Origin of the sequence: Microbacterium sp. CBA3102 (assembly GCF_007954505.1) — a bacterium.
Classification (GTDB): Bacteria; Actinomycetota; Actinomycetes; order Actinomycetales; family Microbacteriaceae; genus Microbacterium; species Microbacterium aurugineum.
In genome coordinates this window covers 2,310,777-2,334,843 of record NZ_CP042412.1, presented here as the reverse complement: position 1 = coordinate 2,334,843, position 24,067 = coordinate 2,310,777, and the positions used below count along the sequence as shown (strand labels likewise).

Sequence of the window (24,067 nt, the reverse complement as noted above, 5' to 3'; positions counted from 1 at the left end):
CATGTCCTGCCGCACGACCACTCGCGAATCGGAGCCGCGCCGGTGGAACAGAAATGGGCGCCCCCTCACGGGGGCGCCCATTTCACTGGGGTGCGGGACGACTCACTTCTCGGCGGCGGCGTCCAGCTCCAGGAGCTTCTCGACGGCCGCGGTGAGGCGCTCATCGGCCTCCGCGAACTTCGTGAGGTCACCCGACTGCAGCGCCGTCTCACGGTCGACCAGTGCCTGCTGCGCGGCAGCCAAGGCGTCGGCCTGCGCATCCGTCGGCTGCGTGGGCTCGGTCGGCGTCTCGCCGGCGTCCGGGGTCTCCGTGTCCGGGTCACTCGGCTCGACCGTGTCGTCACCACCGGCGGCACCGGAATCCCCGCCGAAGAGCGTGTCCAGAGCCTCGGTCAGCGTGTTCTCGAAAGCGACGCGATCACCGAACGCGACCAGCACCTTCTGCAGACGCGGCAGCTGCGTGCCCTCGGAGGACTGCACATACACCGGCTGCACATAGAGCAGACCGCCACCGACCGGCAACGTCAGCAGGTTGCCGTAGATGACCTCCGACTCTCCCTGTTGCAGCAGGTTGAGCTGAGGCACGACGGACGTGTCGGAGTTGTAGGTGTTCTGCACCTGGCCGGGGCCCGGCACCGTCGTGTCCGTGTCGATCTCGAGCATCCGCAGCTGGCCGTAGCCCTCTGCCTTCACGCCCTTCTCCGAACCGGCGTCCGAGTCCACCGCGAGGTAGCCCATGAGCACGTCGCGGCTGCCGCCCGAGCCCTGCGAGTTCGGGATGAACGTCGAGAACATCGAGAACCGCGGGGAATCCTGGCCGGGCATCTGCATCGTCAGGTAGTACGGCGGCTGCAGCATCGACTCGCTGCGCGGGTCGTTCGGCGTCTGCCAGCGGTTGTCCTGCTGTGCGAAGGAGCCGGCCTTGTCGACGTGGTAGACGCCGAGGATGTCGCGCTGCACCTTGAACAGGTCCGTCGGGTAGCGCACATGGCTCATCAACTCACCCGACATGTCGCTGATCGGCTTCAACGTCGACGGGTAGATCTTCTGCCAGGTCTTGAGGACCGGGTCCTCATCGTCCCAGGCGTACAGCGTCACGGAGCCGTCGTAGGCGTCGACCGTGGCCTTGACCGAGTTGCGGATGTAGTTGATGTCGTCGATGGCCAGCGTCGGCGACGTGACGTTGGAGTCGGCGATCGCGTCCGACAGGCTCACGCTCGTCGAGTACGGGTAGGTCTGGCTCGTGGTGTAGCCGTCGACGATCCAGACGATACGACCGTCCACCACACTCGGGTACGGATCGCTGTCGAGCTCGAGGTAGGGCGCGACCTTCTGCACACGGGTCGTCGGATCGCGGTCGTAGAGGATCTGCGACTCCTCGTTCACGAGGTTCGAGAACAGGATCTGCTCGGACTGGAACTTCAGCGCGTACAGCAGCTTCGTGAACGTGTCGCCGATCTTGGGTCCGCCGTCCCCGGAGAACGTCGTCTTGGTCTCGCTGGAGCCGTCCTTGCCCCGCGGGTAGTCGATCTCGGCCGGCTCGGCGCCTTCGGGCGCTCCGACGATCGAGTACTCGGGCGACTTCTCGCCGAAGTAGACGCGAGGCTCGAAGTTCTCCCGGTCCGTCAGGAACCCGGAGGACGGGATGCCGCGCTCGAGGAACACCGGCTCGCCGTCCGAGGTCCGCTGGTTGCCCGCGGCGGCCACGAGACCGTAGCCGTGCGTGTAGACCGCCACACGGTTGTTCCAGTTGTCGCCGTCGCCGAGACCGGACATGTCGAGGTCACGCACGGACACCACGGTGTCCTGCATCTGGCCGTCGATCTCGTAGCGGTCGACGTCCATGGTCGTCTGGAACTGGTAGTAGCCGCGGTACTGCTCGAGCTGACGCACCGTGGGCGGGATGACCTTGGGGTCCATGATGCGGGTCGACGCCGTGGTCTCGGCATCGGCGCGCAGCTGACCGGCCTCGGCGTCCGTCTTGGCGGCGAACGGCGTGGTCTCGAGGTCTGCGACGCCGTAGGCCTCCTTCGTGCCGTCGATGTTCCGCTGGTAGTACTCCGCCTGGTAGGCGTTCTGGTTCGGCTTCACCTGGAAGGTGGTGACCACCCAGGGGTAGCCGACCCCGACGACGAGCGCGGCGACGATCAGGAGCGCCGTGGCCGCGAGCGGGAAGCGCCAGCGGCCGATGACCGCGGTGACGAAGAACAGGATCGCCACGACGGCGGCGATGATGGCGAGGATCGCGAGGCCCGGGATCGTCGCGTTGACACCCGTGTACGCCGCACCCGTGATGCGGTCGTCGGGCTCGACGAGGGTCTTGTACTGGTCGAGCCACAGGCTCGCCGCCTGCACGAGCAGGTAGAGACCCGCGATGACCGCGAGCTGGATACGCGCAGGCTTGGAGATGCGCAGCTCTCCCTGGCCCACACGAACCGATCCGTACAGGTAGGAGACGAGCGCGGTGACCAGCAGCGCGAGGAGCAGGACCGCCGACACGAACGCGAGCAGGATCGAGTAGAACGGCATCGCGAACATGTAGAACCCGGTGTCGATGCCGAACTGCGGGTCGACACTGGACGTGGCGACACCGTTGGCCCAGAGCCACACCGTCTTCCACTGCCCCGCGGCGGCGAATCCGGCGAAGAGCCCGAAGAAGATCGGCATGCCCCACATCGCGAGTCGACGCAGCGGCTCGATGACCTCCTGGTAGCGGTCCAGCTGAGAGCTGAGCCGCACGTACACCGGGCGCAGCCGGTACGCGAGCTGGATGGCGACGAACAGCGGCACCGCCATTCCGAGGAAGCCCACCACGAACATCACCGCCGTGGCGATCCACTGCGTGGTGAGGACACCGGTGAAGCCCAGCTGGTCGAACCAGAGGAATTCGGTGTAGAGGGAGGCGAACACGAAGAACACCGCGATCAGGGCGGCGATGATCACCAGAGAGATGCCGAGAATACGTCGGGACGTTCGAGGCGTGGCCGGAGTCGGAGCTGAGGTCGAGGTCACCCCTCCATCCTAGGCATCGCTCACTGTGCGCAGGCTGTCATCCCGGTCACGGCGAGGTCACGGTGCCCGGTCGGGGATCAGCTGCCGGCGGTCTCGCACGTCGGCAGCGCGGCGACGTCGCCGTCGTCGGCGATCACCTCGAGCGCGGCGAGCGACTCGTCGAGCGTCGCGGTGCGGATCACCTGGAGTCCGTCCGGGACGTGCCCGACGACCTCGTCGCAGTTCGCCGCGGGCGCGAGGAAGAACTCCGCGCCGGCGTCGCGCGCACCGTACAGCTTCTGCCGGATCCCGCCGATCGGACCGACGGTGCCCGCGGCATCGATGGTCCCGGTACCGGCGATATTCTCCCCACCGTTGAGCTCCCCCTCGGTGAGGGTGTCGATGATCCCCAGCGCGAACATCATCCCTGCACTGGGCCCGCCGACGTTGTCCAACTGGATGGTGACATCGATCTCGAAGTCGTAGTCCGTGCGGAGCGTGACGCCGATGAGCCAGGTCGTGACCCCGCCCTCCACGTGCTCCACCGGTGTCACCTCGACCGTCTGCTCCTCGTCATCACGCAGCACGGTGAGCGTCACGGGGTCGCCCGCCGCCACCTGGATCGCCTCTCGCAGCTGCGTCGCCGAGGCCACTGGTGCGCCGTCGATCGCGGTGATCACGTCGTCGGCCTCGAGCACGCCCTGTGCCGGTGAGTCGGGGACGGCGTCGACCACCACGACCTGCGCGCCGGTGTCGTACCCGAGCTCGTTCAACGCGGCTGCGGTGGCCTCGTGCTGTGAGTCGATCATCAGCGTGGCGTTGCGCTCGTCGCGCTGCTCGGTCGTCACGCCTTCAGGGAAGACGGAGTCCAGCGGCACGACGGCGCGCGAGGAGTCCATCCAGGCCAGGGCCAGCTCGAACCAGCTCGGGGTTCGCTCACGGTTCCCCACGACCTGCACGGTGGTCAGATCCAGCGTGCCGGCCGTCTCGAACGTCTCGGCGCCGTCGACCTTGATCAGCGGAACCTCGTCGCCGTCCTTGTCGGTCGCGGTGCCGAGCGTGTCGTAGACCGGACCGGGCCGTTGGATCACATAGGGGGACGGCAGGAACGTCAGTACGACGAGGGCGACGAGCGCGACGATCAGCGCCCAGACTCCGAGTCCAGGCTTTCCAGACCGCGTTCGATCCACAGCATTCCTCCGTCGTTCGCGAGCGGCGTACACCGATCTGCCCGCATCGGGGTCGCGCGCAGAAACCTGTGACTAGCGTAGATGCCACGGCAAGAGATGTGCTGAGAGGCGAGCGACATGGCAGACAACGACCCGACCCCCGAGGACTTCCAGGAGTTCCTCCGACGGATGCTCGCGAACCAGGGCGGTGGCGACATCGACCCCGAGGCGCTGCGCGGCGCGTTCGAAGGCATGGACGGCTTCAGTCTCGACCCCGCGATGATGCAGACGATCATGTCGCAGCTCCAAGGCGCATTCGGCGGTGACCCCTGGGAGAACGCCCTGCGTCAGGCCCTGTTCATCGCCAACCGCGACGGGCAGGGCATCAGCGGCGGATCACGCACCTCACTCGCCGATTCCTTCTCTCTCGCCAACCTGTGGCTGGGCGAGGCGACCACGATCTCGGAGCTCGCCGAATCCCCGATCGCGATGACGCGCGGCGAGTGGGTCGAGAAGACCCTTCCGGTGTGGAAGGAGATCGCCGATCCGGTGTCGACCAGCATCGCCGATGCACTGACCTCCGCGCTGGACACGCAGGTCCCCGAGGAGATGCGCGGCGTCGTCCAGGGCGCCGGAAAGCTGATGCGGGGTCTGGGCGGATCCGTGTTCGCGGCGCAGTTCGGGCAGGTGCTCGGGAACCTCTCGCTCGAGGTCGTCTCCGGTGGCGACGTGGGAATCCCTGTGCTCCCCGCCGGCACGGCGGCCGTGATCCCGCAGAACCTCACCGCTTTCGGCGAGGGCCTCGAGATCCCGGAAGACCAGATCGCGCTCTACCTCGCCACCCGGGAGCTCGCGTATGCGCGTCTCTACCGGCACGCGAAATGGCTGCACCTGCACGTGATGGCGCAGATCACGGACTTCGCCCGCGGCGTCACGGTCGACGTGGATGCTCTGGAAGACGTCGCGAGCCGGCTCGACCCCTCCGACCCGGAGGAGTTGCGTGCGGCCATCGAGGGCGGCGCACTGCTCCCCGTGCAGAGCGAGGCCCAGCGCGAGGCGCTGACCCGGCTGGAAAACCTCATCGCGACGATCGACGGGTGGGTGGACGTGGTGACCGCACAGGCGACATCGCGGCTCCCCGACGGTGCGCGCATCGCGGAAGCAGCCCGCCGGAGGCGCGCGGTGGGCGGCCCCGCGGAGGACGCGCTCGGCGCACTCGTCGGGCTCAAGCTTCGTCCGCGGCGGATGCGGGAGGCGTCGGCGATGTGGCAGGCCGTGACGGACGCCGTGGGTATCGGTGCACGGGACTCGCTGTGGGACTACCCTGACCTGATGCCGACCGCCGAAGACATCGACGACCCCCGGGCGCTCGTGGCGCGACTGCAGGCCGCGGAGCGCGGTGAGCAGCCGGTCGCCGACGAGTTCGACGAGGCGCTGGCGCGGCTGCTCGACGGCGACGACTTCGCGGAGGACAAGCCCGAAGATGGCGACGACGACGACGCTGCCCCGGAAGACGACCGACCCGTCTGACCGACGCGGCGCGGACGGAACCGAGAAGTCGCACTTCTCCTCCCCCGTCATGCGAATCGCAGGGAGTTCTCCACCGAAGCGGCGGAGTGGCGATCGCTGTGCGCGTGCCCCCTCCAGAATCGGAGGGATGCCGCTCACTCCCCCGATCCTCACGCGCGTGGACCCGAACGCGCCACTGCTGTGGCGCGACGAATGCACGCTCCAGCTCGGCTACGACAGTGCCCTGAGCTTCGATGCTGTCGCCCCCTGGGTGGAGCGCCTCCTCAGCCGCTTGCGCTCGCCCTTCCGCCGGGGATCGTTCGACGTGATCGCCCATGCCGCCGGCGCCCCGCGCGAAGAGGCTCGCGCCCTGCTCGCCCGGGTGGAACCGCTCCTGGTCGATGAGCCAGCCGCGGCACGTGCCGCCTGGGTCGAGAGCATCGGCATCTCCGACGGCAGGTGCGAATACCGCGTGCGGGAGTCGCTCGTGGACGAGGGCATCACCCTCGTCGATCCTGCTCAGCCACCCGCTGTCGCCGTCGTGCTCGTGCGAGGCGCCGCCGCCGCTCTGCCGTTCGCCCGCTTCCTCCGTGACGACGTCCCGCACCTTCCCGTGTCGTTCGAACCGGGACGCGTGACGGTCGGCCCCCTCGTCATCCCCGGAGCGTCCGCGTGCCTCGCCTGCCGGGACGCACAGGCCACGGATCTCGACCCGGCCTGGCCCCTGCTGCACGCACAGCTGATCGGTCGCGATCCCGGGCCGATCCGCGCGGTGCAGGTCGCCGAGGCCGGACGGATCGCCGCAGTGCTCCTGGGTGAACATCCGGCTTCGGAGAGCCGCATCGCGCAGGTCAGCGCCGACGGCTCGATCGGGTGGCATTCGGTGAGGTTTCACGAAGAATGCCGGTGCCGCGAGCCGTGGTCCCCATCTCAGCGAGGAACCTCGACGGAGACCGCTCTCCCCGCCCCGCCGTTCTCGCCCACGACAGCGACAGGGTCCTCGCGGCGCGCGTGACACCGACGTAGGCCAGGCGCCGCTCCTCATCGACCGATTCGAAGCTCGTCGCGTAGGAGATCGGCAACGACCCCTCGGCCCACCCGGCGAGGTGCACGTGGGGCCACTCGAGGCCCTTCGCCGCATGCAGGGTCGACAGGGTCACCGTGCGCATCGTGGGCTCGTGCTGGTCTTTCGCGCGGGCCATGAGCGCGTCGCTGAAGCTGCGCAGATCCGCCTCGGGACCGGCATCCTCCGCGAGGCGCAGGATGGCACGACGCGCCTCCCATCCGCCGCGCTGCGCACCGCCCGCAGCCGGCGGCTCCTCCGTGAGACCGAGCTCGCGCAGGACCCGCTGGACCGCGGGGAGGAACCCGTGCTCGGAGGGAGCCACGGCGGCCGCCCGCAGCGCCAGGATGGCCTGACGCACCTCCGGCATCGCGAAGAAACGAGTACCACCCAGTACCGTCGTCGCGATGCCCTCGGCCGCGAGCGCCTGCTGCAGGACCGCGGACTGGGCGTGCGCGCGGTAGAGGACCGCGATCTCCGAGGGCGATGCCCCTGCGGCGAGCTGAGCCGAGATCGAGGCCGCTATCCCCGCGGCCTCCTCGCTCTCGGAGTCGTACGCGGTCACGGTGGGTGCATCGGCCGTGAACTGCTCGCGCGCGGGCACGAGCTCGAGCGCACCGGGGCGTCCGTGCATCAGCGCGTTCGCCACGGTCAGGATCGGCGCCTGGGAACGATAGTTCGTCTCCAACCGCACCACCGTGGCGTCGGGGTGGCGACGCTCGAACTCGAGCAGGAAGCGCTGGTCGGCGCCGGCGAAGGAATAGATCGTCTGGCTGGCGTCTCCGACGACACAGATGTCGTGCCGATCTCCCAGCCAGAGCTCGAGCAGCCGGTTCTGCAGCGGTGAGACGTCTTGGAACTCGTCGACCGTGAAGTGCCGGTACTGCTCGTGGACGGATGCGGCGACCCGTGGCTCCGTCTCCAGCATCCCCGCGCAGGCGAGGAGCACGTCTTCGAAATCGAGCTGACGGCGGTCGTCCTTCAATGCCTCGTACCCGCGCATAAGTTCGATGAGCTGACCGGTGTCCACTCCGCTGATCGGACGGTCGAGCGCCGCATACTGGTCGATCGAGAGCATCGAGACCTTGCGCCACTCGATCTCGGAGGCGATGTCGCGGAGAGTCGCGGTGCTGGGCCGCAACCGGATCGCATCGGCCGCCTGCCCCAGCATCCGTACCTTGTTGTCGATGATCGACGGAGCGGGCGAACCCGCGAGCGTCGGCCAGAAGAAATTCAGTTGCGCGAGCGCGGTCGCGTGAAACGTCCGAGCGGCGACTCCCTCGACGCCGAGCGCCCGCAGACGCCCTCTCAGCTCGCCGGCGGCCTTGGCCGTGAACGTGACCGCCATGACGCGGGAGGGCGAATAGGCCCCGGTATCGACGCCGTGGGCGATGCGATGCGTGATGACGCGCGTCTTCCCCGTACCTGCGCCCGCGAGCACGGCCACGGGTCCGCGCAGGACCGATGCTGCCGCTCGCTGCCGCTCGTCGAGGGCATCGAGTGCGCTCACGCGCGCTCCTCGTACCAGTCGACGATCAACGCGCGGGCGATCGACGCGGGCCCGGGGAGGCCCACCGGTCCCCGCCCTGCCAGCGCGGAGCCGATCTCCGCGCGGGAGAACCAGCGCACGTCGATGATCTCCTCACCATCGGCGAGCGCAGCGGACTCCTCGTCGACGACGGCCCGGAAGCCGACCATGAGGGAACGCGGGAACGGCCAGGCCTGCGAGGAGACGTACCGCAGCGACGACAGCCGCACGCCCGACTCCTCCTCGATCTCCCGGTGCACGGTCGACTCGAGCGACTCCCCTGCCTCGGTGAACCCGGCGAAACAGGAGTACATGCGACCGCCCCAGTTCGCGTTCGCTCCGAGCAGCAGCCGCTCGCCGTCACGGCTCTCGACCGCGACGATCACCGCCGGGTCGGTGCGGGGGAAGTGCTCGCGAGCGCACACCATGCACCGTCGTGACCACCCCGCCTGCCGCAGCTCCGTCCCACCCCCGCATGTCGGGCAGAACGGCGCATCGCGGAGCCAGCCGGCGAGGGCGATGGCGCCGATGAGGAGTTCGGACTCCTGATCGTCGATACGGCCGCCGAGGTCGCGGAGCCCGAGCCAGATCTCATCCGGCGCCGCGTCGAGGGAATCGGTCTCCGGAGGGGCTGCGGCGAGGAGCACCACGGCACCATCGGAATCCCGTCCGAGCAGAGCCCAGGTGGCTTCGACGACGGCCGAGGGAGGAACCCGCAGCAACGTCGAATCGACCACCCGGACGCGCCCTTCACGGACGACGATCACGCGGGTGGCGGGGTCTTCTCGGAGGCGTTCGAGGACGTCCGCCTCATCGCGGAGTTCGGCTGCACGGTCGAGAGACGGGCGCTGACTGGTCATCGACTCCCTCTTTCACGGGCGTGGCGGAGGCGGGACCGCCCCTGAGCCGACCTACCCTGGGGGCATGGGACGCTCTCCTTTCACTCTAGCCGCGGCAGTGACCGCTGCACTGCCCGGGGCGGAGGTCACGGGGGCGCGCCGTCTGAGCGCCGATGGCGATGGACGGTTCGACTCGGCGATCGCCACTCTCACCGATGGCCGTGAGCTCGCGATCCGCGTCGCCGACGATGACGAGACAGCGCGGGAACTGGCTGCCGAAGCGCTCGCCCTGCGCGCGCTGACCGACGGGGCACGCGCCATGCTCCCCTTCCGTGCCCCGGCCTACATCGGCGAGACTCGGCTCGGCGAGGGACGTGCTCTCGTCACCGAACTCCTCCCCGGATTCCAGATCGAGGCGGCCATGGTGCCCGCCGGTCGCGGCGCCGCGGAGTCCATGGGCGCCTCGATCGCCGCCGTCCATGGCCTGCCCACCTCGGTCGTGCGCGGTGCCGGTCTCGCCACGCGCAGCGCCGAGGAGAGCCGCGCAGAGCTGGAGCGCCTGGTCGACACCGCGGCCGCCACCGGCCGCGTCCCCGCGCGCCTCACCGTGCGGTGGCGTGACGCCGTCGCCGACGATGAGCTGTGGCGCTTCGAATCCACCGTCATCCTGGGCGGCGTGCAGGCGACCTCCTTCCTGTTCGACGATCACCCCGAGCGCGGCCCCGAGGTGGTCGGCGTGGTCGGCTGGCACGGCCTCTCGGTGGGAGACCCTGCCCTCGACCTCTCCTGGTTGTCCGCTGCACCGGACGCTGCAGAAGACGTCCAGCGCGCGTATTCTCACGCGATCGACCGGGCGCCGGACGCCGGCCTCGAGGTGCGCGCCCGCCTTCTCGCCGAGCTGGAGTTCGCCCGCTGGCTCGTGCACGGCGACGCGATGCATCGGCCCGACATCGTCGACGATGCGGCGTCCCTGCTGGAGGCACTCGCCGAGGGACTGCGCACCGACGACCTCGCCATCATCGACGCCCGAGGTGTCGGCGTCGACTCCGCACTCGATGCTCTCGACCGCGTGCCGAAGGACGCCGTCGCCGAGGTCGACACGTCGATGCACACCGATGCGTACAACCCCGAGGAGCTGTGGGCGGACTCGGCGGACTCGGCGGACGGGGAAGACACGGTGACCGCGTCCTCCGCCGAACCGACCGCGACCGTGCCCGGCGAGCGCGTCGACGACGCCGACCGTCGTGCCGGGATGCTGGATATCGAGACCGAAGATCTCTCCGGGGTCGCGAGCCTGTTCGCCGGGACGAGCGGTCCGGCCGGCGCGCGCGAGGACTCCCACCCGCGTCCCCCGCGATCCGACGACGAGTACGGCGATTTCGACGAGAACGACTCGGACGAGGCTCAGCGGGCGGCGCGCGCGGCGCTCCAGCGCTGGAAGAGCTCTTCCTCGGAGTAGACCCGGTCGCCGCGGATGATCAGGTCGTCCGCCACGTAGTACAGCGCGACGTCGATCGCCTCCAGCGGCACGTCGTACCGCCGGTGGTATGCGAGTCGATAGAGCGCGAGCTGCAGCATCCGCTCGTCGCGCTCCTTCGCCGTGCGCGGAGCCCTGCCCGTCTTCCAGTCCACGATCTCGATGCGATCACCGCGATCGGCACGCCGGTACACGGCATCGAGCTTGCAGATGACGATGTGTGCCGCTCCCGCATCGACGTCCGGCAACCCGGCGCCGAGGGCGAAGTCGATCTCGATCTCCACCGCGATCGGCTGCAGCGGGCCCCACTCACTGCGCTCGAACGTCGCCTGGAGGACCGCGAGATCCGCGGCATCCGCCGATGCCCCCGGCGCGTCGATCGCCGCCGTCGCTCCGACCGCAAGCTCCGGGGCGACCTCGTCTTCGTCCACCTCCCAAAGCGCCTCGTCCACACGCGTGCCGACGCCGACGAGTTCGGATCTCTGTTCCACCCACGCATGGAAGAGGGTGCCGAGGCGGGTCTGTCGGTACGGTCTCTCCGGCATCGGCCGGACGATCGACGACAGCGTGCCGGAGAAATCCGTCACGTAGTCCTTGAACCGCGATGCCGGCACACGGGTCGGGGCCTCGGCGTCGTTCCCGCGTTGCCGGGCGGCACGTTCGGCCAACAATCGCGTGAGCTCGATCGACGGCTCGGCGGCACCGACACGGACCGCCTCGTCGACGGCCCTCGCTGCCGCCGAGACGGTCGCGCGCCGGGCACCCAGCGGGTCGAGCGGCCAATGCAGGGTCGATCCGGGACCGTCGTAAGGGTTGTCGTCGGGATCCACTGGGGCGATCGGCTCGACTCCCACCACTTCCATCGCCTCGACCAGGTACGGGCTCGGCGTCCGTGGCGCCTTCTGGCCCGCCCAATGTGCGCCGCTGAGCAGGAGATCGGTCCGCGCACGTGTCACTGCGACGTAGGCGAGACGCCGCTCCTCCTGCTGCTGATACGCCCGGTACGCGTCCTTGAAGCGCTTGAGCGCGCCGCCCAGCGGATTCGCCTTCGTCGCGCCGCCTGACAATGAAGCCTGCGCGAGCTTCTGCCTCTTCTGCGGATCCGCCTCCTCCCCCATCGCCTGGACGGGGTCCCACTCGAAGCGAGGGAGCGCATCCCGATCACCGCGGAGGGCGAACGGAACCACGCCGAAGCCGAACCACCCCGAGGTGTCGGAGACACGGCTGGGGAGCTCGTCGACCACGAGACGCACGACGGCGACCGCATCCCATTCCAGGCCCTTCGAGCCGTGAATGGTCAGCAGCTGCACGACACCCGGCTCCGGAGGCTCAGGGCGCGGCATCAGCTCGTCGGTGCTCTCGGCCTTGTCGAGCCACGCCAACAGGCTCCCGATGCTCCCTCGCTCGTCGGCCGCGAGGAAGGCCCGCACCTCGTCTGTGAACGCCCGCAGTTGCGTGGCGGCGATCCGGGCCGGCCCTCGTGTCTCGTTGGCGGCCAGTTCGATGTCGAGTCGGAGCTCGAGTTCGATGAGACGGATCAGTTCCGGGATCGGTTGCGACGCTGCCCGCCGAAGCCGTTCCAGCATCTCCCCTGCGGCACGGACGCGTGCACGTCCGTCCGGGCTGATCGTCTCGAGCAGACGGTAGTCATCACGCACCGCGCGCACCACGTCGACCGCATCGACGATGGACACCGCCTCATCGGCACCGCGCGAGGAACGCAACCGCGCGCGCACCTCTTCCGGCAGCGGTGCCAACGCGGTGTCTCGCTCCGAGAGCGCGCGACCGAGGTCGTAGAGGGCGGCCATGTCGGCGACCCCACCCCGAAGCGGGGTCCCGTGAGGAGGCGGATCAGGGCGGACCCCGCCGTGGGGTCATGCACGACCCGGAGTGTCGAGACGACATCGACCACCTCGGGAGTCGCGAGCAGCCCGCCCAGGCCGAGGATGCGGTGCGGGATGCCCCGAGCGGCGAGCGCAGCCGCGAAAGTCTGCATGTGACGCTTCGACCGGAACAGGATCGCACCGGTGTGCGGACGCAGACCCTGCGCAGCGCCGACCCCGCGCGCCTCATGCTCCTCCCTCCGCGCGGCGAACCAATCCGCGACGGCGGAGGCCTCGTCATCGACCGTGAACGCGTACTCGACGGACACCGAGCCGTCCCCCGCTCCGGGACGAGGCTCGAGGGGCGGCACGTCGAGTCCCGGCCGCTGCAGGGGCTCGAGCACACGGTTGGCGATGCCGAGGATGCCGCGGTCGTTGCGCCAGCTCGTCATGAGGCTGTAGGTCTGCGCCGTTCCGGTGCTCGAGAACGTCCTCGAGAAGGCGTAGAGGTTGTCGGCGCTCGCACCGCGCCAGCCGTAGATGGACTGGTGGGGGTCGCCGACCGCCATCACCGCGGAGTCCCGGAAGAGTTCGGCGAGGAAGCGGGTCTGGATGACCGACGTGTCCTGGTACTCGTCGAGCAGCACGACACGATGCTGCTCCCGAAGCTCGTCGCGCACGTCGGGCGCGGACTCGACGATGTCGTACGCACCGCCCACCTGATCGGCGAAGTCGAGCACGCCGCGGCGCTCCTTCTCGGCGATGTAGTCACGCACCAGACGGGCGAGCGTCGGCAGGCTGAGCAGGTTCACAGCCGCCTTCTCCACGTCGGCATTGCCCCGGTAGGGCGCGAAGGCGAGTGCCTGGTCCCGCGCGATCCGTTCTGCCACCTCCAGGTCGACTCGATGGTCGAGGGCGTCGCCGGCGAGGCGCTGGACCGCGTCGATGATCGTGCCGAGCGCGAAGTCGATGTTCTCCAGCTCAGGAAGATCGCTGCGGAGCACGACCTCACGGGCGAGCATCCAGGAGGCGGCCTGGCTGAGCATGGCCACGTCGGGATCACGGCCGATGCGCGCAGCATGTTCGCGGACGATCCCGTCGGCGAAGGCGTTGTAGGTCGACACCCGCGGACGGATCATCACGTCTTCCGCCGCGCGAGGAATGGCGGGGTCCCACCCGGTGCTGTGATGAGCGGCGAGCTCGTCGAGGACATGCCTGCGCACCACCTCGCGCTGCCGGCCCTCAGCGGACTCCTCGACACGGCGAAGGGAGCCGTCGGCCACGATCTGCGCCAGATGGGGCAGCAGGCCCCGGTGGCCGTACTCGTCGATGACCGCCAAACGGTGGCCTATCCGTTCCGCGAGTTCTCCCGCGGCCTTGCGGGTGAACGTGAGTCCGAGGATCTCGTCACGTCGTACGTGCCCGTTCGCGACGAGCCACACCACTCGCCCGGACATGGTCTCGGTCTTGCCGCTGCCTGCTCCGGCGACGACGAGCGCCGGCTCCGGGGGCGCCTCGATCACCCGCTGCTGCGCGGGTGTGGGCGGAGGCTGTCCGAGCGCGGCCGCGATGTCGGTCGCCGAGATCCCCTCGCCGCCGCTCCACCCGGTCATGCGCTCACCGCCGGGACGGTGTGGATGCGACACGGATGCACGCGGCGCTGGGTGTCGGCGCAGTGCGACTCGACCTGCGCCGTGAAGCTCGACGCCGACATGCCGCGGGCGGCATCCGAGACGCGGCGCAGGAAGGCCGCCCGCGATTCGTCGCTGAGCGTGTGCTGATGCGCGATGCGGTACTCGCTCTTGGCAAGCGTCTTGGAGACGATCACGAGACGCGCCCCGGCCAACGACCCCGGCGGAGCGTCCTCCACCAGGCCCTGCTGGACGGCGACCTGATAGGCCGCGAGCTGCGCGTGCTCGCGCACACCGGGATCCGACTCAGGGTCGTTCTTCCCGGTCTTCAGATCGACCACCACGATGCGGCCGTCCGGGCCGCCAGACATCCGTTCCCAGCCGCGTCCGCGTGCGGCGCCGTGCTCGCCCGCATCCGGCGGATACGCCTCGACGCGATCGATGTACCCGTGGATGATCGCCTGGTTCGCGCGGTCCTCCCCGACGGGATGCACGGCGGGCACCGCGTGCGCATCGCCCTCAGCCACCACGTCGACGGCGAAACGGAACTCCACCTCGCTGCCGAGGACCCGCCCGCCTTCGCGGCGCACCTCGCCGAGATACGTGTGCAGGCGCCCGACGAGCAGATCGGCGCGTCGACGCTCCTTGCGGCCGATCCACTCGGTCTCGAAGTCGAGTTCCGGCCATCGCTCCGCGACGATCGCACGCATCTGCTCGACATCGCCGTCGGGCACCCGCTCCATCGCCTCGTGCACGATCGTGCCGATCCCCGCCGTCGGCGGCATCACCGTGTCTCCGCCGAGAGCCGAGACGACCCAGTTGAGTCCGCACTCCTCGAAGGACTCCATCTTCGAGGGCGAGACCCGCGCGCCGTCGACGGCGAGATCGCGCAGCGGCGCCTGCGTGGAGGGGGCCGTGACGCCGTACCACTCGGCGGGGTCGGCGCCCGGCACGCCTTCTCGGGCGAGGACGGCGAGCTGGCCTGCCGCGTCGCGTCTGAGCGAATCCGAGTGCGCCGCGGTCAGCGTCCGTCGGTACCGGGCGACCAGCCCCCGCAAAGTGAGCGGATGCTCGGCCGATGCGTGGCGCTCCGGCGGGTGCGGGGCGGGCAGGAAGGCGAAGAACGGGCTCGGGGTGAGGTCGTCGTCATCGACCGCGGTGATCAGGAGTCGCTTCCGTGCCCGCGATACGGCTCGCACGAACAGGCGGAGCTCGTCATGCAACGCTGCCCGCCGGCGGTCCAGTACCCCGGGCGGTTCGATGCTCACGCCGGTGCGAGCGGCTTCGAGCGCATCGGCCAGACGCCAGGTCTGCAGCAGACCGCCGCGGAGACGGACGTTGGGCCAGACGCCGTCCTGCACCCCGGCGACGACGACGGCGTCGAACTCCGTGCCGAGCGCCGTGGCCGGAGTCAGCAGCGTGACCTTGCCAGGACGGTCCGGGGTCGACAGGGAATCCTCGGGGACCTCGCTGTCGAGGACGTCGCGCACGAAGGCCTCGGGCTTCTCGTTCGGAGTGCGCTCGACGAAGCGCTTCGCCGCGTCGAAGAGCGAGACGAGCGCGTCGAGCGAACGGGCCGTCTCCGCTCCGGTGGGCAGCAGGGAGATCTCGCGCCACGCCACCTGCAGACGCCGACCGTCGACGGCACGAGCCTGCTCCCACACCCGCCACAGCAGATCGTGGATCGTCTCGCCCTGGTCGGCGGCACGCGCCACCGCCTCGATCGTCTCCGCGAAGCGCTCGGCGGAGCGGGATTCCGGCGAGTCGATGAGCGTCAGGTGGCTGGGGTTCGCCATCGCCTGGCGCAGCAGCTCGCGCGCAGGCGTCGACCCGCCCTGTGCGAGTTCGATGTGCCGGAGGCGGGCGCGGAGACGGCGGAGCCCGATCGCGTCCATCCCCCCGAACGGGGTGCGCAGCGCCTCCTCCAGCGCCTCCGGGGTGCGCTCCTCGACCGGCGTCAACGCGAGGCGCACGATGCCGACGATGTCACGCACGATCCCTTCGCTCCCGAGCGGACGCTGCACACCGGCGGCGCGCGTGGGGACCTCCCTGGCCGCGAGCTCGGTCTCCAGCGTGGTCACCTGACGCGTGTCGTGAGCGATGACGGCCATCCGATCCCAGCGGATTCCCTCGGACAGATGCCAGTCGCGCATCACACCGGCGATGCGGTCCAGCTCTTCGTAGGGAGACGGGGCGACGAAGGTCGACACGTGCGCATCGACCGCCTCCGGGTCGACGGGCACCGGCGCCCGGCGATGCTCGACGCGTCCGGAGACTCCGATCGCCTGTGTGACGGTGCGAGTCAAGGCGGTGAGCGCCGGATGCTGCCGGTGCGCGCCGTCGAGCACATGCACCTCGCCGACGGCACCGGCGAGCTGCGCGAAGAGCTCCGGGCTCGCGCCACGGAACGACCCGGATGAGATATCGGGATCGCCGAACGCCAGCACCGCGATGCCCCGCCCCCGCAGCGCTCTGACGACATCGATCCCTCCGCGGGTGAGCTCCTGTGCGTCATCGATCAGCACGACGCGCAACGGCGCGAGCGGGCCGAGCGTCGCCGCCTCGGCCGAGCGCAGGATGGCAGCTGCCTCGCTGAGCAGGTCCGCGGCGTCGCGGTGCGCGGAACGCAGAGCGTCGAGTACCGTCCGGTACTCGACGAGGAACTCCGCGGCTGCCACCCACACGTCGTTCCCCGATGCGCGGAGCTCGTCCGGCCGGGCCCCGATCTCGGTGCACTCCGCGAGGAACGCGCGGAGCTCCGAACGGAATCCCTTCGACGCGCGCACCGAGCCGCTGAGCGCGTCCGGCCAGGGGATGCGACCGTCTTCGGTGTCACCGGCGAGCAGATCCGCGATGATGCGGTCCTGGTCGGCTCCGGTGAGCAGCGCAGGCGGCTCCGCTCCCTCGCGCACCATCGCCCCCCGGACCAGCTGGAAGGCGAAGGAGCCGAGCGACCGCGCCAACGGCCCCGGGGTCGCCTGCCCGATGCGGACACCGATCCGGTCACGCAGTGCGGTTGCGGCCTGGCGGCTCGGCGTGAGTGCCAGCACCTGCTCGGGTCGCAGATCGGCCGCATCGAGCAGGTGCACGACGCGGTCGACGAGCGTTCGCGTCTTCCCTGTTCCCGGCGCCCCGATGATGACACCGGAGGCGAACGGCTCGGCGGCGATCACAGCTCGCTGCGCGGCATCCGGTGTCATGCCCTCCACGCTATCCGGACGCGGGGACATCGTCGTGCGCGCCTGCACGCGACACCCTCGCGACCCGCCACCCCCGACCTGTGCGCTCACGGCGAAACCGACGCCGGGTGCCGATCCCGCCCGATGCCCGCGGGGTAGAGTTGGGCCAGTCCCCGAACTTCAAGGAGCACGCGTGGAAATCCGCATCGGCATCATCAACACCGGCCGCGAACTGAGCTTCGACACCGGCGTGAGCGCAGACGAGGTCCGCACCCAGGTCACCACGGCGCTGGAGCAGAACGCGACGCACGTGAGCTTCGCCGATGTGAAGGGCAACTCCTACATCGTCCCCACGGCGAACCTCGCCTACATCGAACTGGGCACCGAGGAATCGCGTCGCGTCGGCTTCGTCGCCTGAGCAGACGATGTACATCCTGCTCGCACTGATCGGCGCGTGTGCCCTGGGCATCGCGGTGCATTTCCTGATCTCCGGGCGCGAGCTGCGCGGAGTGGCGCTCGCGCCCGCCGTGGCGACAGCGGTCTCAGCGATCACCTACACGGGTCTGCAGTGGGCCGGCGTCGGTGAGGACAGCATCTGGCTGTGGCTCGCGAGCGTGCTCGGTGCTCCCGTCGTCGCCGCGCTGGTGACGGTGGCGATCACCGGGATGCGCAAGCGGTCCGATGCAGATGCCAAGGCGGCACTCGGCATCTGACGGGCGGCCCAGGCCGTGCCCGGGCGGGGCATGCCTGGCTCGAAGCTCAGCGAGGCCAATCAACTCGCGGCCACGGTAGGCTGGTGATGATGTTGACCAGTCAGGCCCATATCGGCCGCTCCCAGAACGGCGATCTGGTCCTGGCCTGATCCGCGCACCTCCTTGCGTGAGTGAACCGAACTCACCCTCACAACGCAAGGAGAATCATGACAGCACGTTTCAACCACACGATCATCGCCTCGATCGACGCGGCCGAGATGGCCGACTTCTATCGTGATCTGCTCGAAGCCGCCGAGGCGCCATCATGGGGCCCATTCGTCAACGTCGAGATCGCGGACGGCGTCCTGCTGCAATTCGCGGCTCCGCCGATGGAGTTTCCGCCGCAGCACTACGCATACCTCCTCGACGACGCCCACTTCGACCGCGCCTATGGAATCATCACTGATCGCGGCTTGGACCACTGGGCGGACCCCCAGCGGTCCACGCCGGGAGAGATCAATCACGAGCATGGCGGCCGAGGCGTATATCTTCTCGACCCCTCGGGACACTATCTCGAGTTGATCACTCAGCCCTACCTCTGACCAGGTTGGAGCGAGGGCTGGCATCCCCAGCCGTCTACTCCTCACGCTGCGCCGGGGTCGGACCCCACACACAGGACCAGCCCCGGTTCAGCGACACAACCTACGAGGCGAGGCCCATCGCGTCCATGCGCCGCGCGTGGGCTCCCATGAGTTCGGTGTAGACCGGCTCGACGCGCTCGTCGTCGACCTGGAGCAGCTCCGGCCGCAGTGCGGAACGGCAGACCAGGATGGTGTCACCGACGAGGCGCCGCGCCCACATCGACAGCAGGGACCGCCACTCCTCATCGCTCTCGATCGTCTCCTGGATGATCGCGACGATCTCATGGCCGGCATCGTCTTCGCGGAGGATCTCCGCCACCCGACGACCGGTCTCGCCGTAGCTCGACGCGAGCGCGAGGTAGAAGTCGTCGAGCATCCCGGCGGTGATGTACACGGCGAGGAGCGTCTCCCGCGGTCGCGCACCGATGGTCTTGCGTCGGAACGCGTCGAGGTTCTCGCGGAACGGCAGCATCACCTGCGTGGGGTCGCCACCGCGCTCGGCGATGACCTCCACGATCCCGCGATGCTTCGTCAACGCCGCCCCGGCCGCACGCGACAGGGACTCCTTCTCGGAAAGCTCGGGGGTCGCCCGGATGAGCCTGGTGAGCGTCTCGAAGTAGCCCAGCTGCAGGTACGCGGCCTGACCGAGGAACCGATCGAGCTCGGGGGCGAGTTCGGCGAAGTCGACCCTCGTCGCATCGCTCTGCTCGCCTCGGCTGCGCAGGGTGAGGATTCGCCGTGGCGCGTCATCGCGCTGCCAGAACCACTTAACCACGAGGTCTTCCTCCCGAGTCCACCACGAGATTCACAATACCCGCGCCGGGCACTCCTTCCTGGTCCGCACCACCCCTCCGGTAGGCTGGGCGTGTCCCCGCCGTCGGAGCGGGGCCCCGCGCCTGTGGCACAAGAGACGGCGTGGATCCGTTTACGTGGCGATCCCCCAGGGTCGCCGGACAGGCAATCTGAATAAAGTGACAACTTTCGCCGATCTCGGCATCGATCAGGACATCGTCGACGCACTCGCGGCCAAGGGCATCATCGATGCCTTCCCGATCCAGGAGCAGACCATCCCCCTCGGCCTTCCGGGGCAGGACATCATCGGCCAGGCGAAGACCGGAACGGGAAAGACCTTCGGGTTCGGCATCCCCGTCGTGCAGCGCCTCGGCAAGGACCCGGAGCACGGCGTCAAAGCACTCGTCGTCGTCCCCACCCGCGAGCTCGCCGTGCAGGTCTATGAAGACATCGACCTGCTCACCAGCAACCGCTCCACCAGCGTCGTCGCCATCTACGGAGGCAAGGCGTACGAGGGTCAGATCGACCAGCTCAAGGCGGGCGCGCAGATCGTGGTCGGCACTCCCGGCCGCCTGATCGACCTCGCGGGCCAGCGCCTGCTCGACCTCTCCAACGCGACGGAGGTCGTGCTCGACGAGGCCGACAAGATGCTCGACCTCGGCTTCCTCGCCGACATCGAGAAGATCTTCCAGAAGGTCCCGGCGGTCCGCCACACGCAGCTGTTCTCGGCGACCATGCCCGGCCCGATCGTGGCCCTCGCCCGCCGCTTCATGTCGAACCCGATCCACATCCGCGCCAACGACCCCGACGAGGGCCTCACCCAGGCCAACATCAAGCACCTCGTCTACCGCGCGCACTCGATGGACAAGGACGAGATCATCGCCCGCATCCTGCAGGCCGAGGGCCGCGGCAAGACCGTGATCTTCACGCGCACCAAGCGCGCGGCGCAGCGCCTCGTCGACGAGCTCAACGACCGCGGCTTCAACGTCGGCGGCGTGCACGGCGACATGGGGCAGGACCAGCGCGAGCGCTCGATGGCCGCGTTCAAGGCAGGCAAGCGTGACGTTCTCGTCGCGACCGACGTGGCCGCCCGTGGCATCGACGTCGACGACGTGACGCACGTCATCAACCACACCATCCCCGACGAGGACAAGACGTACCTGCACCGCGCCGGCCGCACGGGGCGTGCAGGCAAGACCGGCATCGCGGTCACGTTCGTCGACTGGGAGGACCTGCACAAGTGGGCCCTCATCAACCGGGCGCTCGAGTTCGGTCAGCCGGAGCCTGTCGAGACCTACTCGTCGAGCCCCCACCTGTACGAAGACCTGGACATCCCGCAGGGCACGAAGGGCCGCCTCGTGTCCGCGCCGAAGACCGAATCCGTGAAGACCGAGCGCACCCGTCGGCCCGAGCGTGCCGCGGACGCCGCCGCGGAAGGCACCGACGAGACCGGGACGCGTCGCCGTCGCCGCCGTCGCAACAGCGCGACTCCGGTCGGCTCGACCTTCGCCGAAGGCGCGTCGGGGACCACCACCGGCGAAGGACAGTCCGCTCCGGCCGCAGACCGCAGCGCCGAGGGCGCCGGCACCCACGACGGGGCGGGCAAGGAGCACCACGACGGCAAGCCCGCGCCGGCGCGCCGTCGCCGTCGCCGCCGTGGAGGTTCCGGCGCAGGCGCAGCGCCGGTCACCGGAGCCTGACACCTCGACGTCTCAGAAGGGCGCGTGCCGCGGACGAAGTCCGCAGCACGCGCCCTTCGTCGTCGCCGCCGCTCAGCGAAGAGAGGCCGCCCGCTCCCCGTGGAGTATCGCCGCAGGAACCTGCGGCGGATAGACCCACGCGACCAGCACGACCGAGATGATCATGAGCAGGAACCACGAACTCAGCTTGCTCGGCGAGACCGGCTGCCATCCCGCCGCCTGATCGGGGTATGCCCATGCTCCTGCCCAGGTGCCGATGTTCTCCGCCACGTAGATGAAGACGGCGACTCCGACGAACACGACGAGCAGCGGGATCCGGATCGTCCGACGCCAGATACGCGCGTGCATCACCGTCGGCAGCCACAGCACGATGACGGCAGCCAGCAGGATCCACCGCGCATCCCACCACCAATGGTGTGCGAAGAAGTTCACGTAGATCGCGATCGCGAGGATCGCGGTCATCCACCGCTGGGGGTATCGCGTGAAGCCGAGGTCGAAGAGCCGGTAGACGCGCACCATGTAGGAGCCGACAGCGGCATACATGAACCCGCTGAACAGCGGCACTCCACCGATGCGCAGGAAGCCGTCCGCGGCATACGCCCAGGAGCCGACATCGGTCTTGAACAGCTCCATCACGGTTCCGGTGAGGTGGAACAGGACGATCACCCACAGCTCTCGTCCGCTCTCCCAGCGGAACACGAGCATGGCCACCTGGATGAGCACGGCGGCGATGGTGAGGGCATCGTTGCGCGCGAGCGCCGCATCCGGCGGGTACCAGAACCGCGCCGCGACGATCACGAGCAACAGCGTGGCCCCGAACACGCACGCCCATGCCTGCTTGACCACGAACACCGCGAACTCGATCAGGCCGGCGCGGAAGCCGCTCGTCGGGGCGCCGAGCAGCAGGCGGTGGGCCCACGCATCGACACGGCGTTCCGCGGACGTCGCTCGTTGCATGCTCGGAATGTAGCGCTCCCGGTCGACAGGTCACCGGGAGTATCCCGACAGTATCCCGACCGTCAGGGGAAGCGCGGGGCGATGCCGGTGCCCTGCGCCAGGAGGCGGGCGACCATCTCGTCGGACGTCGTGTTCTCCCCCGGACGGTTCGGCTTGCCGCTGCCGTGATAGTCGCTGGACCCCGTGACGATGAGGTCGTGCTTCTGCGCCAGCTCGCGCAGCATCCGCTTGCCCGCTTCGGTGTTCTCGCGGTGATCGACCTCGAAGCCGCCGAGTCCGGCCGCGATCAGCCGCTCGATGTACGGGATGGGCATCATCCGGTCGCGACCCGCGGTGACCGGGTGGGCGATGATAGCCACTCCCCCGGCTTGCGTGATCAGGCGCACCGCGGTCAGCGGGTCCGGGGCGTAGTGCGGCTCATAGTATCCCTCGCGCGGATGCAGGATCCCGTCGAACGCCTCCGTGCGATCGCGCACGATGCCCCTCGCCACGAGAGCGTCCGCGATGTGAGGGCGCCCGACCGTCGCATCCAGAGCCGTCTGCGCGACCACGTCATCCCAGTGCAGGTCGTAGTCCCGTCCGATGTTGCGCACGATCCGCTCCGCGCGCCCGATCCGATCCCCGCGGATGCGATCGGTCTCGGCCCGCAGAGCCGGGTCTCCGGGATCGAAGAGGTAGCCGAGCACGTGCACGCTGCGCCACTCGTGCTTCGCCGACAGCTCCATCCCGGGGATGAACGTCATGCCGAGCGCGACGGCGGCGTCACCGGCCTCATCCCACCCGGTGGAGCGATCGTGATCGGTGAGCGCCACGGTGCGGATCCCGTGCGCGTGTGCCTGCCTGATCACCTCGGCCGGCGCCTCCGTCCCGTCGGACTGGTTGGAGTGCAGGTGCAGGTCGGCGGGACCGGCGAACCCGGCGGACGGAGAGGCCATCCTCCGAGCGTACCGAGGGCGACGGCCAGTGGGGGCGGAGGCACACGGAAGCGGATGTCGGGGCAGGGACTTCACAGGCGGCGCTCCTAGGCTTGAGGGGATGTTTCGACTACTGGGGATCCTCTTCACCGTCCTGCTCGCGATCGCGACGGCGATCGTCGTGTGGCCGCAGTTCTTCCGTCTCGAGCAGACCTATCCGTTCGCGCAGCTGGTGTCCGCGCGCGGCCTGGTCCTCGGCGGATTCCTGGTGATCGCTGTGCTCGCGCTCCTGCTGCTCTTCGCTCGTCCTCTGCGCGGATTCGCCGCGTCGGTCCTCATCGTCGCGCTGCTGGGTGCGGGGGCCACCGGCGTCATCGGAGCGACCCGCGGCTTCGGCACCACCGAGCTCCCCCAGAAGACGGAGAGCAGCATCCGGGTGCTGACCTGGAACACGGCGGGCGAAGCCGTGTCCGCCGAGGTGATCGCCCAGCAGATCCTCGCTCAGGGCGCCGATGTCGTGGCCCTGCCGGAGACGACCGAGGACGTCGGCGAGCGCATCGCGATCATGTTGCGCGAGCAGGGGCATCCGATGTGGGTGCACCACGTGCAGTTCCGCCCCGATGTCCCGAACGGCCCCCAGTCCTGGCACACCACGGTGCTGGTGGCCCCCGACCTCGGCGAGTACTCGGTGATCGAATCCTCGAAGGACGGCAGCAGCAACACGGGCTCCGTGCCGAGTGTCGTGCTGATGCCGGTCGACGGCTCCGGACCCACGATCGTCGCCGTGCATGCCGTCGCTCCCCGTGTGGAAGAGATGCAGCAGTGGCAGAGCGATCTGCAGTGGATCGCCGATCAGTGTCCGCAGGGCGACTTCATCCTGGCCGGAGACTTCAATGCGACGATCGATCACATGGCGCCCCTCGGAGTGGACGGTGGTGACATCGGATACTGCCGCGATGTCGCGTCGCGCACCGGCAACGGTCTCGCGGGAACGTGGCCGAGTTCGCTCCCGCCCCTCGCCGGGGCGCCGATCGATCACGTGATGGCCTCGCCGAACTGGACACCGACGGGCTCGGTCGTCCTCGGCGATGCCGGGGGCAGCGACCACCGCGCGCTCGTCGTCCAGCTGGAGCCGGCCGGCTGAACTCCCGAAACACGCCCT

The 24,067-nt window shown here is 69.4% G+C and carries 17 protein-coding genes; 7 read left to right on the top strand and 10 right to left on the bottom strand.

What is annotated here, in order from left to right:
- Positions 1-102: 102 nt before the first annotated feature.
- Together FGL91_RS11130 and FGL91_RS11125 are read right to left on the bottom strand one after the other, a co-directional pair.
- Positions 103-3,012, bottom strand: coding sequence for a UPF0182 family protein (locus tag FGL91_RS11130; RefSeq protein ID WP_131491927.1), 2,910 nt, complete (start codon positions 3,010-3,012; stop codon positions 103-105).
- Positions 3,013-3,089: 77 nt separating this feature from the next.
- The gene (locus FGL91_RS11125; protein WP_131491926.1) at positions 3,090-4,181 is read right to left on the bottom strand and encodes a PDZ domain-containing protein; all 1,092 of its coding nucleotides are present in this window, start codon (positions 4,179-4,181) and stop codon (positions 3,090-3,092) included.
- 117 nt (positions 4,182-4,298) lie between these two features.
- On the opposite strand from FGL91_RS11125, the gene FGL91_RS11120 reads away from it, so the two are divergent.
- Positions 4,299-5,690 carry a zinc-dependent metalloprotease gene (locus tag FGL91_RS11120; protein ID WP_153243853.1) on the top strand — a complete coding sequence of 464 codons (1,392 nt, stop codon included), beginning with the start codon at positions 4,299-4,301 and terminating at the stop codon, positions 5,688-5,690.
- 830 nt (positions 5,691-6,520) lie between these two features.
- Here FGL91_RS11120 and FGL91_RS11115 read toward each other — a convergent pair.
- Together FGL91_RS11115 and nudC are read right to left on the bottom strand one after the other, a co-directional pair.
- A complete protein-coding gene (locus FGL91_RS11115; protein ID WP_047523049.1) occupies positions 6,521-8,242 on the bottom strand; it encodes an ATP-dependent helicase in 1,722 nt (573 codons plus the stop codon).
- Complete coding sequence (gene nudC / locus FGL91_RS11110; RefSeq protein WP_153243852.1) at positions 8,239-9,120, bottom strand: NAD(+) diphosphatase; 882 nt, start codon at positions 9,118-9,120, stop codon at positions 8,239-8,241. Before nudC ends, FGL91_RS11115 begins: the two co-directional genes overlap by 4 nt.
- Positions 9,121-9,184: 64 nt before the next feature.
- Between nudC and FGL91_RS11105 the strand changes: the two genes are divergently transcribed.
- The gene (locus FGL91_RS11105; protein ID WP_227991523.1) at positions 9,185-10,558 is read left to right on the top strand and encodes a hypothetical protein; all 1,374 of its coding nucleotides are present in this window, start codon (positions 9,185-9,187) and stop codon (positions 10,556-10,558) included.
- Here FGL91_RS11105 and FGL91_RS19100 read toward each other — a convergent pair.
- The 3 genes from FGL91_RS19100 to FGL91_RS11095 all read right to left on the bottom strand — a co-directional run bounded on the left by FGL91_RS19100 (position 10,504) and on the right by FGL91_RS11095 (position 17,230).
- A complete protein-coding gene (locus FGL91_RS19100) occupies positions 10,504-11,919 on the bottom strand; it encodes a PD-(D/E)XK nuclease family protein (RefSeq protein WP_227992062.1) in 1,416 nt (471 codons plus the stop codon). The two genes, FGL91_RS11105 and FGL91_RS19100, sit on opposite strands and share 55 nt — an antisense overlap.
- A 194-nt stretch (positions 11,920-12,113) precedes the next feature.
- On the bottom strand, positions 12,114-14,012 hold the full coding sequence (locus FGL91_RS19095) for an ATP-dependent helicase (RefSeq protein ID WP_227991520.1): 1,899 nt from the start codon (positions 14,010-14,012) through the stop codon (positions 12,114-12,116).
- Positions 14,009-17,230, bottom strand: coding sequence for an ATP-dependent helicase (locus tag FGL91_RS11095; protein WP_153243851.1), 3,222 nt, complete (start codon positions 17,228-17,230; stop codon positions 14,009-14,011). The genes FGL91_RS19095 and FGL91_RS11095 overlap by 4 nt, the downstream gene beginning before the upstream one ends.
- Before the next feature lie 172 nt (positions 17,231-17,402).
- Here FGL91_RS11095 and FGL91_RS11090 point away from each other — a divergent pair, with 172 nt between their 5' ends.
- The 3 genes from FGL91_RS11090 (at position 17,403) to FGL91_RS11080 (ending at position 18,503) form a co-directional block, all read left to right on the top strand.
- Positions 17,403-17,627, top strand: coding sequence for a DUF3107 domain-containing protein (locus FGL91_RS11090; protein ID WP_131491920.1), 225 nt, complete (start codon positions 17,403-17,405; stop codon positions 17,625-17,627).
- Positions 17,628-17,634: 7 nt separating this feature from the next.
- Positions 17,635-17,922: a hypothetical protein gene (locus tag FGL91_RS11085; protein WP_131491919.1), complete on the top strand. Its 288-nt coding sequence runs from the start codon at positions 17,635-17,637 to the stop codon at positions 17,920-17,922.
- Positions 17,923-18,128: 206 nt separating this feature from the next.
- Positions 18,129-18,503 (top strand): VOC family protein, encoded by a 375-nt coding sequence (locus FGL91_RS11080; protein WP_153243850.1) that lies wholly within the window; start codon positions 18,129-18,131, stop codon positions 18,501-18,503.
- Between the two features lie 100 nt (positions 18,504-18,603).
- Here FGL91_RS11080 and FGL91_RS11075 read toward each other — a convergent pair whose 3' ends face one another.
- A complete protein-coding gene (locus FGL91_RS11075) occupies positions 18,604-19,317 on the bottom strand; it encodes a ferritin-like fold-containing protein (protein ID WP_047523057.1) in 714 nt (237 codons plus the stop codon).
- Between the two features lie 196 nt (positions 19,318-19,513).
- Between FGL91_RS11075 and FGL91_RS11070 the strand changes: the two genes are divergently transcribed.
- Positions 19,514-21,034: a DEAD/DEAH box helicase gene (locus FGL91_RS11070; protein WP_153243849.1), complete on the top strand. Its 1,521-nt coding sequence runs from the start codon at positions 19,514-19,516 to the stop codon at positions 21,032-21,034.
- A 72-nt stretch (positions 21,035-21,106) separates the two neighbouring features.
- Here FGL91_RS11070 and FGL91_RS11065 read toward each other — a convergent pair whose 3' ends face one another.
- The gene (locus FGL91_RS11065; protein WP_153243848.1) at positions 21,107-21,991 is read right to left on the bottom strand and encodes a DUF817 domain-containing protein; all 885 of its coding nucleotides are present in this window, start codon (positions 21,989-21,991) and stop codon (positions 21,107-21,109) included.
- A 62-nt stretch (positions 21,992-22,053) separates the two neighbouring features.
- The gene (locus FGL91_RS11060; RefSeq protein WP_131491916.1) at positions 22,054-22,926 is read right to left on the bottom strand and encodes a PHP domain-containing protein; all 873 of its coding nucleotides are present in this window, start codon (positions 22,924-22,926) and stop codon (positions 22,054-22,056) included.
- Between the two features lie 100 nt (positions 22,927-23,026).
- Between FGL91_RS11060 and FGL91_RS11055 the strand changes: the two genes are divergently transcribed.
- Positions 23,027-24,049: an endonuclease/exonuclease/phosphatase family protein gene (locus FGL91_RS11055; protein ID WP_047523060.1), complete on the top strand. Its 1,023-nt coding sequence runs from the start codon at positions 23,027-23,029 to the stop codon at positions 24,047-24,049.
- Positions 24,050-24,067: the final 18 nt, after the last annotated feature.